This window comes from Streptomyces sp. NPDC059201, from assembly GCF_042754585.1.
Taxonomy (GTDB): domain Bacteria; phylum Actinomycetota; class Actinomycetes; order Streptomycetales; family Streptomycetaceae; genus Streptomyces.
This window is the reverse complement of record NZ_JBHZBB010000001.1, coordinates 763,096-778,227: the sequence shown is the minus strand read 5'-3', so window position 1 is coordinate 778,227 and position 15,132 is coordinate 763,096. Positions and strand designations below refer to the sequence as shown.

Annotated in this window: 13 protein-coding genes; 8 read left to right on the top strand and 5 right to left on the bottom strand. The window is 76.5% G+C overall.

Annotated elements, in window-relative coordinates; all coding sequences use genetic code 11:
• Positions 1-7 precede the first annotated feature (7 nt).
• Positions 8-1,039, bottom strand: a complete 1,032-nt coding sequence (locus ACFXMG_RS03515) for a LacI family DNA-binding transcriptional regulator (RefSeq protein WP_383825528.1) — start codon at positions 1,037-1,039, stop codon at positions 8-10.
• A 167-nt stretch (positions 1,040-1,206) separates the two neighbouring features.
• On the opposite strand from ACFXMG_RS03515, the gene ACFXMG_RS03510 reads away from it, so the two are divergent.
• The 3 genes from ACFXMG_RS03510 (at position 1,207) to ACFXMG_RS03500 (ending at position 3,741) form a co-directional block, all read left to right on the top strand.
• Complete coding sequence (locus ACFXMG_RS03510) at positions 1,207-2,049, top strand: DUF6585 family protein (protein WP_383825525.1); 843 nt, start codon at positions 1,207-1,209, stop codon at positions 2,047-2,049.
• Positions 2,050-2,165: 116 nt separating this feature from the next.
• On the top strand, positions 2,166-2,774 hold the full coding sequence (locus ACFXMG_RS03505; RefSeq protein ID WP_383825523.1) for a hypothetical protein: 609 nt from the start codon (positions 2,166-2,168) through the stop codon (positions 2,772-2,774).
• Between the two features lie 88 nt (positions 2,775-2,862).
• On the top strand, positions 2,863-3,741 hold the full coding sequence (locus ACFXMG_RS03500; protein ID WP_383825520.1) for an SDR family oxidoreductase: 879 nt from the start codon (positions 2,863-2,865) through the stop codon (positions 3,739-3,741).
• A 56-nt stretch (positions 3,742-3,797) separates the two neighbouring features.
• Here the strand turns inward: ACFXMG_RS03500 and ACFXMG_RS03495 are convergent, their stop codons facing one another.
• A complete protein-coding gene (locus ACFXMG_RS03495) occupies positions 3,798-4,772 on the bottom strand; it encodes a serine hydrolase domain-containing protein (RefSeq protein ID WP_383825517.1) in 975 nt (324 codons plus the stop codon).
• Between the two features lie 203 nt (positions 4,773-4,975).
• Here ACFXMG_RS03495 and ACFXMG_RS03490 point away from each other — a divergent pair, with 203 nt between their 5' ends.
• The gene (locus ACFXMG_RS03490; RefSeq protein WP_383825514.1) at positions 4,976-6,643 is read left to right on the top strand and encodes a CAP domain-containing protein; all 1,668 of its coding nucleotides are present in this window, start codon (positions 4,976-4,978) and stop codon (positions 6,641-6,643) included.
• 25 nt (positions 6,644-6,668) lie between these two features.
• Here ACFXMG_RS03490 and ACFXMG_RS03485 read toward each other — a convergent pair whose 3' ends face one another.
• Positions 6,669-9,269: a LuxR C-terminal-related transcriptional regulator gene (locus tag ACFXMG_RS03485; protein WP_383825512.1), complete on the bottom strand. Its 2,601-nt coding sequence runs from the start codon at positions 9,267-9,269 to the stop codon at positions 6,669-6,671.
• A 105-nt stretch (positions 9,270-9,374) separates the two neighbouring features.
• Positions 9,375-10,346 carry an alpha/beta hydrolase family protein gene (locus ACFXMG_RS03480; protein WP_383825510.1) on the bottom strand — a complete coding sequence of 324 codons (972 nt, stop codon included), beginning with the start codon at positions 10,344-10,346 and terminating at the stop codon, positions 9,375-9,377.
• Between the two features lie 172 nt (positions 10,347-10,518).
• On the opposite strand from ACFXMG_RS03480, the gene ACFXMG_RS03475 reads away from it, so the two are divergent.
• From ACFXMG_RS03475 to ACFXMG_RS03465, 3 genes are all read left to right on the top strand, one after another.
• On the top strand, positions 10,519-11,943 hold the full coding sequence (locus ACFXMG_RS03475; RefSeq protein ID WP_383825508.1) for a cryptochrome/photolyase family protein: 1,425 nt from the start codon (positions 10,519-10,521) through the stop codon (positions 11,941-11,943).
• Positions 11,944-12,066: 123 nt separating this feature from the next.
• Complete coding sequence (locus tag ACFXMG_RS03470; protein WP_383825506.1) at positions 12,067-12,651, top strand: sigma-70 family RNA polymerase sigma factor; 585 nt, start codon at positions 12,067-12,069, stop codon at positions 12,649-12,651.
• Between the two features lie 187 nt (positions 12,652-12,838).
• Complete coding sequence (locus ACFXMG_RS03465; protein ID WP_383825503.1) at positions 12,839-13,489, top strand: alpha/beta fold hydrolase; 651 nt, start codon at positions 12,839-12,841, stop codon at positions 13,487-13,489.
• A 21-nt stretch (positions 13,490-13,510) separates the two neighbouring features.
• Here ACFXMG_RS03465 and ACFXMG_RS03460 read toward each other — a convergent pair whose 3' ends face one another.
• Positions 13,511-14,443 carry a MerR family transcriptional regulator gene (locus tag ACFXMG_RS03460; RefSeq protein WP_383825500.1) on the bottom strand — a complete coding sequence of 311 codons (933 nt, stop codon included), beginning with the start codon at positions 14,441-14,443 and terminating at the stop codon, positions 13,511-13,513.
• A 189-nt stretch (positions 14,444-14,632) separates the two neighbouring features.
• Between ACFXMG_RS03460 and ACFXMG_RS03455 the strand changes: the two genes are divergently transcribed.
• Positions 14,633-15,121, top strand: coding sequence for a DUF1269 domain-containing protein (locus ACFXMG_RS03455; protein WP_383825498.1), 489 nt, complete (start codon positions 14,633-14,635; stop codon positions 15,119-15,121).
• Positions 15,122-15,132 lie beyond the last annotated feature (11 nt).

Here is a 15,132-nt window from a genome sequence, read left to right as displayed (position 1 = left end):
GCGGGCGTCACGCCGACGCCCGGCGCACCAGCGTCGTCGGCGTGATCAGCGGGTCCGGGGCCGGTGCCCCGGACCCGTGGTCGTTCAGCAGCCGCATGAGCAGCCGGACCATCAGCCGGCCCATGCCCTCGATGTCCTGCCGGACGGTCGTCAGCTGCGGATCCGTGCGCTCGGCGATCGACGCCACGTCGTCGAAGCCGACCACGGCGACGTCCTCCGGCACCCGCAGACCCCGCTCCCGCAGCACGCGCAGGGCGCCGGAGGCCATCAGGTCGTTCGCGGCGAAGACGCCGTCCACGTCCGGGCGCAGGTCGAGGAGTTCGGCCATCGCCCGGGCGCCGCTCTCCGCCGTGAAGTCGCCGTGGCGCAGCAGGACCGGATCCGGGTCCCCGAGCGCGTCGCGGTAGCCGTCGGCGCGGTCCACGGCCGAGGTCTGGTCGCGCGGCCCGGCGAGATGCGCGACGGTCCGGCAGCCCCGGTCGACCAGGAGCCGGACGGCCTCGCGCGCCCCGCCCCGGTTGTCGCAGTCCACGTACGGCATGTCCGGGCCGATCCCGTCCGTCGGCCGCCCGCCGAGCACCGTCGGGATCTTCGCCCGGCGCAGCACCGCCGCCAGCTCGTCCTCGTCGTGGAGGGAGAAGGCGAGGGCGCCGTCCACGTGCCCGCCGCCGAGATACCGGGCGATCCGGTCGTGGTCGCCCGGACTCTCCACCCAGAGAAGCACCAACTGCGCGTCATGGGCGGTCAGTTCGCGGCTGATGCCGCGCACCTGCTCCTGGAAGAAGGGGTCGGAGAAGATCCGGAACTCCGGCTCCGCGATGACCACGGCCACGGCGCCGTTGCGCCGGGTGACCAGGGTGCGGGCCGCGAGGTTCGGGACGTACCCGAGCTCCTCGACGGCCTGCCGCACCTTGTCGACCAGCGGGGCGCGCACTCCGGCACCGCCGTTGACGACCCGGGAGGCCGTGGCCCGCGACACCCCGGCCCGGGCCGCGACGGCCTCCAGGGTCGGGCGGGCCCCCGTCGTCTGCTCGGCCACGTCGGGCCCCCTTCATCTGCTCCGGTCCGGGGGAGCGGGCGGCTGCCCGGACGGACCGCGTGATGTTGCGTGGTCAGGATATCCGTACGGGTGGCGGGCTTGAGAGCGCTCTCGGGAGGAGTGATACAGAGCATATTTCTAGAACGAGGTTCTGTTCTGGTCGTAGCATGGCGCCGCAGACCGATGACACCGACGCGGGACCGGGGGCGACCATGGTGCGGACAGGATCGGAACAGGGCGACTACGAACGGCAGATGAGGGAAGCGGCGGAACGGGAGGGCCTCGGCGGACACCGGGGGAGCCACGCCTCGTCCGCCCCGGCGCGGAGCCGGGGCGCCCTCGGCGTCGCGATCCTCGCGGCGGTCCTCGCCGCCGCCGTCATCGCCTCGCTCGCCAGTGGCTACAGCGCCCTCGCGATCGTCCCCGGACTGCCCCTCGTGCTCTGCGTCATCTCGCTCCTCGGGCACCTGATCTTCGGCGCCCGCACCGCCGACGCACGCCTGGAGCAGTACGAGGGCGGGCTCGTCGTCCACCTCAAGGGCAAGGTCCGGGTGGTCCGTTACGCCGACACGCAGATCCTCGACAACACGGTCCGCCGCACCCAGTACGGCCGGACCGTCTCGATCACGCACTCCTTCGGCGTCACCGACACCGAGGGCCGCAACCTCGTCGTCGGCAGCGTCTTCACCGGAGGCGAGATCTGGGGCCCGCTCCTGCGCCACGACGCCGCCCGCGCCCAACTCCCCGGCGCCCTCGTCCGCCTCGACGCGGGCGAGCGCCTCGACTTCGGCCTGATGTGGCTCACCGCCACGGAACTCGGCTCGGGGCGCGCCTCCGCCCCCTGGCACCAGGTCCAGGAGGTCGACGTCAAGGACGGCACGATCACGATCGGCGCGGAGGGGCGCCGGAGCCCGCTCGTCGTGGCCCCTACCCGTCTCACCCGCGACGTCTCTCTTTTCCTCGCTCTCACGGAGACGCTTCGGGCGCAGGGGACGCGGCCTGCGCGCTGAGCGGGGGACCGCCAGGGCCTCGTCGCGTCGTCTCGCGTCCGCGTCGTTCACCCGTGGTGGTGGTCGGGGCCTGGAGCTGCCGCCTGCCCGGGGTGTCGTACGGCAGCGTGGCCGCCATGAACGTCCGCCGTACCGCGCTCCCGCTCGTCACCGCCCTCCTCGTCGGCGGCTGCGTCGCGCTCCCGAGCCCGTCCGCACCGCCCGTACCGTCCGGGCCGAGGGCCTCGGAGGCCCCGCCCGCCCTCGCGCCCGCCGCCCAGCGGCCTCCTTCGGCCCTGCCTGCCTGGCCGGAGCAGCCGAAGGAGGCCGAGCCACTGGAGGAGTTGGCGCAGGTGGAGGGGGAGAGCGCTGCATCTGGGGCTGGGGCTGGGGCTGGGGCTGAGGCTGGGGCTGGGGTCGATCCCGTACGGCCTCGGGCGGTTGTCGTCCCGTCGGGGAAGCCGGCCGGGCGGCAGCCGAAGGGCGGCGGCGGGGTGGCGGACGCGCCCGCCCGCGCGGCGGAGCCTCGTACGCGGGAGACCCGCGCGCCCGCGAAGAAGCCCCGCCCGCCCCGTACGCGCACCCGTACCGCCACCCCCACTCCCCGCCGTGCGCCCGCACCCGCCCCCGCGCCCCCTACCGCCGACACGTCGGCGGCCGGCATGCGGAGCCTCTGCCGGGAGGCGCAGCGGATCGACGCGCCGATGGGCGCGGCGGAGCTCTGCCGGGACATGTACGGCGGATGACGAGGGCGGCGGATAACGGGGCGGCGGGCTCGCGTTCGCGCGGCAAAGAGGTCAGGATCTGACCTGTTTGCCTTCTACCGTCGCCTTCATGAACGAGACACCGAGCTCCGTCCGTCCGTCGTCCGCTCACCCGCAGAAGTTCCTGGTCACCGGTGCCACCGGCACCGTCGGCCGTCAGCTCGTCGCCGCGCTCACCGCCGCCGGTCACGAGGTCCGGGCCCTCACCCGGGACGCCGCCCGGGCCGCCGACCTGCCGCCCGGCGCCGAGGCGTACGTCGGGGACCTCACCGACCCGGAGACCCTGGCCGGGGCGTTCGAGGGCGTCACCGGCGTCCACCTGATCACCTTCGGCGGCCCGTACTTCACCCCGCTGGAGACGGCTCCGCGCCTCCTCGAACTGGCCCGGGCCGCCGGTGTCCGCCGCGTCACCGTCCTCCACGGCGGCGGGGAGACGCCGCTGGAGGACGCCGTGCGCGCGGCCGACGACCTCGACTGGACGGTCCTGATGCCCGTCGAGTTCATGGCCAACGCGCTGGAATGGGCGGACGGGATCGCCACGACCGGCGCCGTCCGCGAACCGTTCACGGACCGCAAGAGCGCGATGGTGCACGAGGCCGACATCGCCGCCGTCGCCGCCACCGCGCTCACCGAGGACGGCCACGGCGGGCGCGAGTACCTCATCACCGGACCCGAGGTGCTCACGGTCACCGACAAGGCGGCGATCCTCGCCGCCGCGCGCGGGGCCCGGATCGACGTCGTCGAACTGAGCGAGACCGAAGCCGTGGAGGAGTGGCGGGCGGCCGGTCAGCCGGAGGACCTCATCGAGTTCCTGCTCGATGTGTACGGCAACACCCCGGAGGTCGGCCGCACGGTCGCCGACACCGTCGAGAAGGTCACCGGCCGCCCGGCCCGCACCTTCGCCGAGTGGGCGGCCGCGCACGCCTCCGCCTTCGCCGCGCGCCCCTGAGACGGGCTGACGGGGGGCAGGCTCCCAGGGTCGGCCCTCAGGCCCGGGGCCGGCCCTCAGCTCCGGGGCCGGCTCCCCGTCAGCAGGGCGAAGCCGTGCCGGTCCACGGAGACGCTCGACGCCGCCAGGACCACCACGCCCGTGCCGGACTCCCGGTCCAGGCCGAGCCAGGAACGGAACCCGCCGGTCCCGCCGTTGTGCATGGTGACCGTCAGGTTCCTGACCCGCAGGGTGAGCCAGGCGGCGCCGATCCGCGTCCCCGCCGTGAAGGGGACCACCGGGTCGAGCGCGGCCGTCCCCGGCGCCGTGCCGTCGAGCAGCGCGGCGGTGAAGCGCGCCATGCTGCCGATGTCGGCCCGGATCCCGCCGGCAGGACCCAGCGCCACGCCCGTCCACGGCTCGCGCGGCGCGCCGCGCCGGGAGGTTCCCGCCAGCGCCCCCGGCCGCAGATCGCCGGGGCCCGCGGGCAGGTAGAAGCGTTCGAGGCCGAGCGGCGCGCTGATCCGTACGGCGACCAGCTCCTCGTACGACCTTCCGGCGGCGGCCGCCAGCGCGTGCCCCAGCAGCTCGAAGCCGAGGTTGGAGTAGCGCGGCCGCGTGGAGCCGAGCCGTACCGCCCGCGTCTGGTCGAGCAGCTCGGCGACGTCCTCGCCGTACGGATTGGTGCCGTGCCGCCACAGCGCGAAGGTCCGCCGCCATGGTCCCGCCGAGGACGGCACCCTCGGCAGCCCCGACCGGTGCGTGGCCAGCGCCCCGAGCGTCACCCCGCCGGCCGGCACGTCGGCCAGCGGCAGCAGCTCCCCGAGCGCCGTCCGCGCCGTGACCTCCCCGCGCGCCAGCGCGTCCGCGTACAGCAGGCCCGTCACGCCCTTCGAGACGGACCCGATCTCGTAGTCCGCCCCGAGCTCCGCCCCCACCGAGGCCCCCGTCACGCCCTCCGGTCCGACCAGCGCCGCGGCGACCGGGAACCGCCCGCCCGTCAGCGTCCGGAGCCGCTCCGCCAACCGCTCGTCACCGTGATCCCCATCCATGCGGCCACCCTAGGAGGCCGCACCACCCCGGGGCCATGCCCGCCGGGCAACCGTCCGCGCCTTCCTGTGACCCACGTCACGGATTCCGCTTTCCCTCTTTCCGTTATCCCCGTCCTCGGCCGAGGCTCTCCCAGGCGCAGGAAACTCCGGGAACGGGCGAGAGAAGGACGGACGGCGTGCAGCGGACATTGGATGCGGATCAGATGACGGAGTCGATACGGGCGGCGCAGTACGGGGACCCCTGGGCGTGCGACCGGGTCCTCGGCGCCCATCAGCCGCTCGTCCACGCCCTGGTGTCCCGCGCCCTCGGCACCCGCCCCGCCGCCGCCCCCGGCACCGTCGACGCCGTGGCCCCCGCCGACGCCGTCGTCCGCGACACCCTGCTCCGCGCCCGGGGCGCCCTGCATACCCTGCCGTACCCGGAGGCGTTCCGGCCCTGGCTCGTCGCGCTGGCCGTCGACACCACCCTCGGCCACGCCGCCGGCGGACTCGACGGGGCCGGCGGGTGGCTGGACGTGCAGGACGCGCTCCTGGCGGCGCTCGGGTCGCTGGAGGCCGAGGGGCTCCTCCTCCGGTACGAGACGGCCGCCGCGCTCCAGTGGACGCCGGAGGACACGGCGACGCGGATGGAGACGGTACGGGTGCGCGCCGACGCGGCCCGCTCCGTCGGTGCCGCCCTGGCGAGGCGGCCGCGCTGCCCCGGGCTCCGGGAACTGACGGCGGGCTGGGACGGACGCCCCAGCGCCGGGTGGCGCGACCACCTGGCCGCGCACACGAGCCGGTGCGGGGCTTGCCTCGGGGTGGTGCCGGTGGTGCCCGTGGTGCCGGTGGCGGCTGCTGGGGCGGCTGCCGGGGCGGGGGTGCCTGCCGACGATGACGTGACGCAGGCGTACGACCTCGGAGGGCTCGTTCCGGCCTCGGCCTCGGCCTCGGCGCCGGCCCCGGCCTCGGCCTCGGCCTCGGTTCCCGCCCCGCGCCGGGGGCCCGGCCGGGGTGACCGCCGGCGGCGGCGCCAGGCGGAGGAGAGGACCCGGCGGCGGGCCGCCGTCGCGGCCGGGATCGCGGTCGTCGCCGTGACGGGCGGGGCGTTCTCGCTGTACGGCGGGCGGGACGACAAGGTGGTGCTCCTGGAGGGCAACCGCGTGGCCGTGCCCGGGGCCGACCTGCCGCTGACCCACGACCCGGACTCCCTGTCGGCCGAACCCGCCTCGATCAGCGCGACGCCCTCCCCGTCCACGACCCCGCCCGGCCGCGCGACCGCCTCCGCCACGCCCGGCTCCGGGGCCAAGAAGTCCGCCACCGCGCGCCCGACCACGGCGACCCCCACCCCGCATCGCACGACCGCGAGCCCCGTCGCCACCCCGCCGAAGAAGCCCACCCCTCCGACGACCGCCCCGACGACGGCCGCCCCGGAGCCCACCCGGACGACCGCGTCGCCGACGGTCGGCGCGGAGCCGGACCCGGGCGGCGGCGCGCAGAACGACACCGGTCAGGGCTCGGCGGCGGACCAGGTGCTGTCGCTCGTCAACGCCGAACGCGCCAAGGCGGGTTGCGGACCGCTCACCGCGAACGCCACCCTCACGCGCGCCGCGCAGGGCCACTCCGACGACATGGCCGCACGGGACTACTTCGACCACACGAACCCGGACGGCGACGGCCCGGGGGAGCGGGTCACCGCCGCCGGGTACCCGTGGTCCACCTACGGTGAGAACATCGCCATGGGACAGACCACGCCCGAGCAGGTCATGGAGGGGTGGATGAACAGCCCCGGCCACCGCGCGAACATCCTCAACTGCGACTTCAAGGAGCTCGGCGTCGGCGTCCACACGAACGGCGGCCCCTACTGGACGCAGGTCTTCGGCGCCCGTTGACCCCGCGCCTCCCTTTCGGCGGCCTTCATGGCCTCGCCTCCGACATGAGGGCGGAGAGTTCGACCCGCGAGCGGATCTGGAGGGGGGCGTAGACCCCGCGCAGGTGGTGGTCGACGGTGCGCGGGCTCAGCGACAGGCGCCCGGCCACCTCCTGGTTCGTGGCGCCGTCCGCGACGAGGCGGGCGATCCGCTGTTGCTGCGGGGTGAGTTCGGCGAGGGCGGAGGGCTCCGCCGGGTGCGCGCCCGCCGCGCCCGTCGCGCGCAGTTCCGCGCGGGCCTGCCGGGCCCAGCCCTCAGCGGCGGCCCGCTCGAAGGTGACCAGCGCGTCGCGCAGCGGGCCCCGCGCCTCGCCCGGGCGGCGCCGCCGGCGGAGCCACGTACCGTACGCGAAGAGAGTGCGGGCCCGCTCGAAGTCGTTGCCGCCGTCCTCGTGCTGGCGGAGGGCCTCGCCGAACCAGCGGCTCGTCTCCTCGCCGCGCGGTGCCAACAGGGCGCGGCAGCGGGCCAGTTGGGCGGGTGCCGGTCGGTCGAGGCCGCACCCCGCCCACAGCGCGTACTCCTCCGTCGCGGCCCGCGCCTCCGCCACCCTCTCCGAGGCCACCGCCGCCTCCACGAAGCAGGGCACGGCCAGCATGCGGAGCGCGAAGTGCCCGCCGTGGGGGCCGGGGCGGACGATCGGCGCGAGGCGCGCGGCGGCCTGGGCGGCGAGTCCGCCGCCCAACTCCGCCCGCGCGAGCGCCCATTCGGCGAGCGTCACCGCCTGGGCGAGGCCGTGCGGGCGGCCGATCGCCAGCGCCCGTTCCGCGTGCTCAGCGACGGACGGCCCCTCGCCCGTCACCGATGCCACCAGGGCCAGCACCGCGTGCTGGTGGGCCGCCGAGTTGAGCTGGCCGGTGGCGCGGGCCGCCCGCAGCCCCTCCCCGGCGGCGTGCCCGGCCCGCGCGTACCGCCCCGCCCGCAGTTCCGCGTACGCGAGGTGTTCGAGGATCCGGGGCAGCAGCGAGGCCCGCTGCTCGGCCCGCGCCCGTACCAGCGCCCTGCCGTGCAGCCGGGCCGCCGCGGCGACGTCCCCGAGCACGAGCGCGGCCGCCCCCGCCCGCAGCAGCAGCCGGGGTTCGTCCCGGGCCGCGCCGACCGCGACCACCCGGGAGAGCGGGGTACGCGCCTGGTCCAGGCGGACGGTGAGCGCGGCGCGCAGCCCCTCGGCGAAGGCCCGCTCGGTGCCCCGCCCGGCCGGGGCCAGGTCCAGCGCCGCGAGGCAGGCGCCGACGTCCCCCGCCGCCCACGCGGCCTCCATCGCGAGGAACCGCGCGTCCGCCGCCTCCACCGGCTCCCGGTCCCGCAACACCTTCGCCGCCTGCACGAACGCCTCATGGGCATCCATCACCGGCCCGCCGGCCAACGCCGCGAACCCCCGCATCAACAGCCCCCGCCCCCGCGCTGCTCCAGACCGCCCCCGCACGACCGGGGGAGGCCCCAGGCGATCGGCGCGGTGCCGCTCGTGGAGGGCGGGGGAGGCAGGGGAGGCGGGTGCGGTGGCGGGGCCGACGCCGCCGCCGGCGTTCCGGCTCCCGCTCTGCTTGGCCTCCTGCCCGGCTCCCGCCGCCCGGCCCAGGAACGGGTCGGTGAAGGTGAGTCGGTCGCCGTGGCGGGCGAGCAGGCCGGCGGACACGAGGCCGTCCAGGGGCTCGGTGGGGACGCGGAGGGAGCGGGCGCGGGTCAGGACCGTGGGCACGTCCGTACGGAACAGGTGAGCGGAGGGCGGCGCGTTCGGCGGGCGCTCGCAGGCGGTGGCCACCACGCTCAGGAGGCGGCGCGTGTCGGCGGGGAGGGCGGCGAGCAGGCTGCCGTACACCGTCGCCAGGACGGCGTCGTCCACCAGCGGGCCCCGCGCCGGTGTCGTCCCGGCGAGGATCTCCGGCGGGAGGCGGCGGAGGGTCTCGGTCAGGACGCCTGGGTGTCCGGCCGCCTCGTCGAGGAGCCGTTCGGCTAGGGCGGGGGCGGTACGCCGGGCGTTGGCGTCGTCCAGGAGGGCGCGAGCTTGGGCGCGGGTGAGGCGCGGGAGGCGGACCAGGGGTGTGGTGGCCGTGGTGGGGACGGGGCGGCCGGGGGCGGACGCCACGAGCCAGCCGGGGCGCACCGTCCCGCGCGGGCCCGGCGCCCGCCAGTGCGCGGTGAGCGCGGCTCGGGAGTGCGCGTCCCAGAGCGGGAAGTCGTCCAGGCACAGGAGGACGGGGGCCCGGCCTCGCAGCAGGGACGCCAGGGCTGCCGCGATGCCGTTCGGGCCCCGGGCGAGCCGCGCCGCCCGGCCCCGCGCCGCACCGGACGGGGCCAGCGCCGCGAGCAGGGCCCGCGCCCCGCTCCACGGCACCTGCCGGCCCGGTGCGCCGACCACGTACGCCTCGCCCGGGAAGTCCCGGGCGGCCCGGGCCAGGAGCGCCGAACGCCCCTCCCCGGCGCCGCCCGCGACGCACACCACCCGCTCGGCACCCGTGGGGTCGCCCGGTGGCGGCGACAACAGCCGGTGGACAGTGGCGAGTTCGTCCTCCCGGCCATACAGCACAAGCGGCGGTCCTGCGTCGGCAGCGGCCCTCACGTCGGTCACGCTCACGCCCGTCACGCTCACGTCCGGCACGTTAACGGGCGCGGTCGCGGGCCGGAACGGAGCGGTACGGGGGTCTGGGCCGGCGCCCAGACCCCCGTACCACGGGCTGTGCCCGCGCACAGGGCGTCAGGTGCCCAGCGGGCAGCTGCCCCGATACTCGTCGATCGTCAGACCCGGCCGCGGCAGCGGACAGAGGAACCGCTCGTACCGGGTGTCGTCGTCGATGAAGCGCTTCAGCCACGCCAGGCTGTACTTCGCGATCGTCGTGTTCGACGTGTTGGGCGTGAAGTGCGTGGCGCCGTTCAGTTCGAGGTACGCCTTGTCCAGGCCGGAGGGGAGGCTCTCGTAGAAGGGCTCGGAGTGGGTGGCGACGGGCGCGATCGTGTCGCCGTCCGCGCCGATGACCAGGGTCGGAGTGCTGAGCTCGGGCCAGGACTTGTCCGTGTTCCAGCCGGTGAGCGGCACCGCGGCCTTGAGGGACGGGCGGCTCTTCGCCGCTTCGAGCGTGCCGCCGCCGCCCATCGAGTGGCCCATCACGCCGAGCCGGGAGGCGTCGACGCGGTCCCGGACGGAGCTCCGCTGGGTGAGGTGGTCGAGCGCGGCGAGGAGTTGGCGGCCCCGGCTGTCGGGCTGGTCGACCGTGGTGATCGTGTCGATGACGAAGACGACGAAGCCCTGCGAGGCCAGCCGCGGCCCCAGCCAGGCGACCGAGGACTGTGTGGCGGTGAAGCCGGGCGAGACCGCCACCGCGCCGAACGTCCCGTCGCTCGTGCTCGTCGGGTAGTAGATGGTGCCGCCGCCGAAACCGGTGGCGGCGAGGGACGAGACCGAGGTCTGCGCGACCGCGTAGGGGCCGCGCGCCGCCTCGATGCTCGCCTCGCTCGGGGCGGGGCCGCGCTCGTACGGATTGGCGGTGGCGGCGCCCGCGCCCGGGGCGAGGAGCAGCGCGAGGCCGGCGGCGACGGCGGTGGCCGCGGCAAGGTATCGCTTCACGACGAAGTCGTCCTCTCGTGTCGTGGTACGGCCGTCCCGAGGAGAGGGACGGCCGGTGCCGTGGGGTGGCCCCGCCACTGTGAGGGCGGCGCGGAACGCCGTCATCGGCACAATCACCGGTCCCGCGCGCATCCGGAAGCGGCCGCGCCGCCGAAGGGGAGACGGGAGCGGTGGGCCCGTACCGCCAGCCGTCTCCCGCACCGCAGCATTGCTTTACTCCGCCCCTTCGCCGCACGTCCTCACCGCACCCGTCCCCGCCCGGAAGCGACACGCCACCGTGACCGACACCCCCCGCTCCTCCCGCACCGCCCGTACCTCCCGCACCGCCGTCGTCCTCTTCACCGCCGACCTGCGCGTCCACGACCACCCGCCGCTGCACGCCGCCTGCCGGTCCGTCGACGCGGTCGTGCCCCTCTTCGTCCGGGATCCGGCCGTCGACCGGGCCGGGTTCGCCGCGCCCAACCGGCTCGCGTTCCTCGCCGACTGCCTCGCCGACGTGGACCGTTCGCTGCGGGACCGGGGTGGGCGGCTGGTCCTGCGCACAGGGGACACGGTGGCCGAGGTGTGCCGGGTCGTCAGGGAGGCGGGCGTGGAGGAGGTGCATGTGGCGGCGGGGTGCACGGCGTTCGCCCGCTCCCGCGAGGCGCGGCTGCGGGCCGCGCTGGAGGAGGGCGGCTGCCGGCTGCTCGTGCACGACGGCGTCGACTCCGTCGTGCCGCCCGGTGACGTCGTGCCGCAGGGCTCGGACCACTTCGCGGTCTTCAGTCCCTACTTCCGGCGCTGGGCTGACCGGCCGGTACGGGCTCCGCTGCCCGCACCGCGCGCCGTCCGCGTCCCCCGGGAGGTGGGTTCGGAGCCGCTGCCGTCGCGGGCCGCCGTGCCGGGGGTGTCGGAGGGGCTGGCCGCCGGGGGCGAGACCGAGGCGCGGCGGCGCCTGCGGTCCTGGCTGTCCCGGCACCTCGACGCGTACGAGGAACGGCATGACGTCCTGGACGACCGCGCGGGCGACGGCACCTCCCGGCTCTCCCCGTTCCTCCACTTCGGCGCGCTGTCCGCGGCGGAGGCGGTGCACCGGGCGCGCGCCCACGGCCCCGGGGCGGGCGCCGACGCCTTCGTACGCCAGGTGTGCTGGCGCGACTTCCACCGGCAGGTGCTCGCCGCCCGGCCCGGCGCCGCCCACGACGACTACCGCCCGCGCCACGACCACTGGCGGCGCGGTGAGGCGGCGCGGCGGGATCTGGCGGCGTGGCGGGAGGGCCGGACCGGCTATCCGCTGGTGGACGCGGGGATGCGGCAGCTGGCCCACGAGGGGTGGATGCACAATCGGGCCCGGCTCGTGACGGCCTCCTTCCTCACCAAGACCCTCTATCTCGACTGGCGCGACGGGGCCCGGCACTTCCTGGACCTGCTGGTCGACGGCGACGTCGCCAACAACCAGCTCAACTGGCAGTGGGCCGCCGGCACCGGCACGGACACCCGCCCGAACCGTGTCCTCAACCCCGTGCGGCAGGCCCTCCGCCACGACCCCGAGGGGAGCTACGTACGCCACTGGGTCCCCGAGCTGGCCGGTCTCGAAGGGCCGGCCGTCCACGAGCCGTGGCGGCTGACGGGCCTGGACCGGGCCGCGTACGACTACCCGGACCCGATCGTCGGGCTCGCCGACGGCCTGGAGCGCTTCCGGCGGGCACGCGACACGGAGTGAGGGGACCTGGGGCGGCCTGGAGCGAGGGGCGAGGTGAGGGGCCTTTTCGACGCACGATCGATGCGTCTTGAGGGCCGCCTCCCCGTCGCCGGAGCCTGGAAGCCCCGGACGGAAGGCCCCGCCATGGCAGAGACCAGCGAATCGGACCGGGCCGTCGCCGAGGCGTTCGCGCGCGGCGACGCGGCGGGCGTGGCATTGGCGTACCGGCGTCTGCACCGGCTGGTGCACGCCCTCGCCCTCCGTACCCTCGGCGATCCGGCCGAGGCGGAGGACGTCACCCAGCAGGTGTTCCTCGCGGCGTGGCGCGGGCGGGCCGGGTACGACCCCGACCGCGGCAGCGTCTCCGCCTGGCTGACCGGCATCACCCGCCGCAAGACGGCCGACGCGCTCACCGCGCGTACGCGTCGGCGCCGCGCGCTCGTGGCGGTGGGCGTGGCCACGGCCGCCGCCGCCGCTCGCGCGACCGCCGAGTCCGGGCCGGAGAGGGCGCTCGACCGGATCGTGGTCACCTCCGCCCTGGCCCGCCTTCCGGACGCCCAGCGGCAGGTCCTCGCCCTCGCGTACTATGCCGACCTCACCCAGCCGCAGATCGCCGCCCGCACCGGCCTGCCCCTGGGCACGGTCAAGAGCCACGCCCGCCGTGGCCTCCTCCGCCTCCGGGAGGACCTGACGGCCGCCGGGCGGACGGAGGGCCCGCGGGGCCGGTGACCCCTGTCCCGTGCTTCTGTCCCCTGCTCCCGTCCCCCTGCTCCCGTCCCCCCTGCATCAGTCCCCTGCTTCAGGCCCGTGCTCCCGTCCCCGCTTCCGTCGTCCCTGCTCCCGGCCCCTGCTCCGGCCGTCTCCCGTGACAGACTGCGGACCGCAGCCCTCACCCGAACGGCCGACAGGAGACCCGATGACCGTGCGCCCCCGGTCCACCGCGTCCCGGGAACTGCTCGTGCGGTACGGAGCCGGGTCGCCGGCCGCCGCGGTGCTCCTGCTGCACGGCGGACAGGCCGACGGGCTCGACGCCCCGCCGCTCCTCAACCTTCCGGCGCTCCGCATGCGGCCCTTCGTCGAGGCCGTGCGGCGGGCGGTGCGCGGGCGGCCGGTCCTGGTGGCCGAGGGCCGCTACCGCCACCGGGGCTGGAACGGCGAGCGCGCCGACGCCGCCCGGGACGCCGAGGCCGCGCTGGCGGGCCTGCGGGAGCGCTTCGGGGAGATCCCGGTCGTCCTCGTCGGCCACTCGATGGGCGGCCGGGCGGCCCTCGCCGTCGCGGGGGCCCCGGCCGTCCGGGGCGTCGTGGCCCTGGCCCCCTGGTGCCCGCAGGGCGAGCCGGTGGCCCACCTGGCGGGCCGCCGCCTCCACGTCCTCCACGACGAGACGGACCGCGTCACGGCGGCCGGCGACTCCTGGGACTTCGTCCGCCGAGCGCGGCAGGCCGGCGCCCACGCGACCGCCGTCCCCATGCCCACCGGCGGCCACGCCATGCTGAGGGGCGCCCGCCTCTGGCACCGCCGAGCCACCGAACTGGCCCTGGAGACCCTGGAGTCGGCCGTCGGCTGACGACCACTCAGGTGCCTGGGGTCAAACGTCCGGGGCGCGTTCGGCGTACAGCTGCGACAGGACGGAGAGGGCTTCGCGGAGGCCCGTCGGGCGGATCGTGCCGGGGGGCGGGGGGCGGCCCGCCCAGCCGGGGCCGGCCAGGAGGACCAGGGGGGTCGTGCGGGCGCCTCGCAGGCCGAAGGCGGTCGAGGCGATGTGGCGGGCCAGGGAGTGGTCGGCGGTGGAGCGGGTCTGGGACCACAGCGTCACCGCCGTCGGTCCCGTGCGGCGGACGGCCGCGTCCAGGGCCTCCGCCGGGACGGCGGCGCCGAACATGCGGACCGGCAGGCCCCGTTCGGCGAGGCCGGCGGCCAGCGCCTCCAGCGGCAGCGTGTGCTGCTCCGCCGGTACGCACGCCAGGAGCACCGGACGGCCCTGCCCTTCCTGTACGGATCCGGGGGCCCGCCGCAGCGCGGTCGACACGTGCCACGACAGCAGGTGCTCCACCTCCACGTAGCGGTCGCCGGCCGACTCCCAGGTGCGCCCGATCGCGTGCAGCGCGGGCACCATCACGTCCTCCCACACGGCCACCGGCCCGTGCGCCGTCACCGCCTCGGCCAGCATGGCCTCCAGCGCGGGCCCGTCGAGCCGGGCGGCCGCGCGGGCCAGTCCCCGGTACTCCGCCCGTACGTCCCGGGGAGGCGGCCCCTCCGGGGCGGCGGGCCGCTCCGCCGGGGGAGTGCCGCCGCCGGCGCGGGCCGCGCGGGCGGCCTCCGCGGGCGGGATCCCGGCGGCCGTCAGCCGGCACATCTCCTCCAGGACGGCGACGTCCCCCGGCGTCCAGCGGCGGTGCCTGCCGCCCTGCCGGACGGCGGGGCCGATGCCGTACCGCCGGTCCCAGGAGCGCACGGTCGTCGGGGAGACGCCGAGGCGCCGGGCGAGGGCGCCGGTGGTGATGCCGGTCTCTTCGGACACAGCCCCAGCCTACGGCTCCGCGATGCACGAACGATGCGCCCATTCACTCTTGAGGGGCGGGCACCGCCTCGATTCGCGGGAACGGGCATATCGGGACAGGATCGGGCGGAGTAGGGGGCGCGCGACGACGCCCCCGCGCGGTCGCGAGGCCCGGTCCCTCCGCCCGCGCGCGTCCGGAGGGAGGCGGCCGTGGCCGAGCTCATCGTGATCGGGTACGAGGACCCCGCCGTGGCCGAGGAGGCCCTCGGCACGGTGCAGGAACTCCAGCGCGACCAGGTCGTGGGCCTCAACGGCCTCGCCGTCGTCTCCGTCGACGCCGAGGGGCGCACCCACGTCGACACCTCGAACCGGGTCGTCGGCGTCACCGCCGCGACGGGTGCCCTGTGGGGCACCATCTTCGGCATCCTCTTCCTCGCGCCCGCGGTCGGCGCCCTCACCGGCGCCGCGCTCGGTGGACTCGTCGGCCGGCTCAGCAAGTCCGGCGTCGACGAGCGGTTCCGGCAGCAGGTCGGCGACCTGCTGCGGCCCGGCTCGGCGGCGCTCGTGATCATGGCCTCGAAGCTCACCGAGGACAAGTTCACGGCGGCGATGCAGCGCCACGGCGGCACCGTCCTGAAGACGTCCCTCAGCGACGCGGACGAGAAGGAACTCGCCGAGCAGCTCGCCGGACCCGAGTGACCACGCCCAGC

Excerpts from the sequence above, each read along its gene's own strand:
- ACFXMG_RS03505 (WP_383825523.1), top strand. The coding sequence starts at position 2,166 with ATGAACGTCCGCCGTACCGCGCTCCCGCTCGTCACCGCCCTCCTCGTC.
- ACFXMG_RS03490 (WP_383825514.1), top strand. The coding sequence starts at position 4,976 with ATGACGGAGTCGATACGGGCGGCGCAGTACGGGGACCCCTGGGCGTGC.
- ACFXMG_RS03480 (WP_383825510.1), bottom strand. The coding sequence starts at position 10,346 with ATGACGGCGTTCCGCGCCGCCCTCACAGTGGCGGGGCCACCCCACGGC.
- ACFXMG_RS03465 (WP_383825503.1), top strand. The coding sequence starts at position 12,839 with ATGACCGTGCGCCCCCGGTCCACCGCGTCCCGGGAACTGCTCGTGCGG.
- ACFXMG_RS03500 (WP_383825520.1), top strand. The coding sequence starts at position 2,863 with ATGAACGAGACACCGAGCTCCGTCCGTCCGTCGTCCGCTCACCCGCAG.
- ACFXMG_RS03510 (WP_383825525.1), top strand. The coding sequence starts at position 1,207 with ATGGCGCCGCAGACCGATGACACCGACGCGGGACCGGGGGCGACCATG.
- ACFXMG_RS03470 (WP_383825506.1), top strand. The coding sequence starts at position 12,067 with ATGGCAGAGACCAGCGAATCGGACCGGGCCGTCGCCGAGGCGTTCGCG.
- ACFXMG_RS03495 (WP_383825517.1), bottom strand. The coding sequence starts at position 4,772 with ATGGATGGGGATCACGGTGACGAGCGGTTGGCGGAGCGGCTCCGGACG.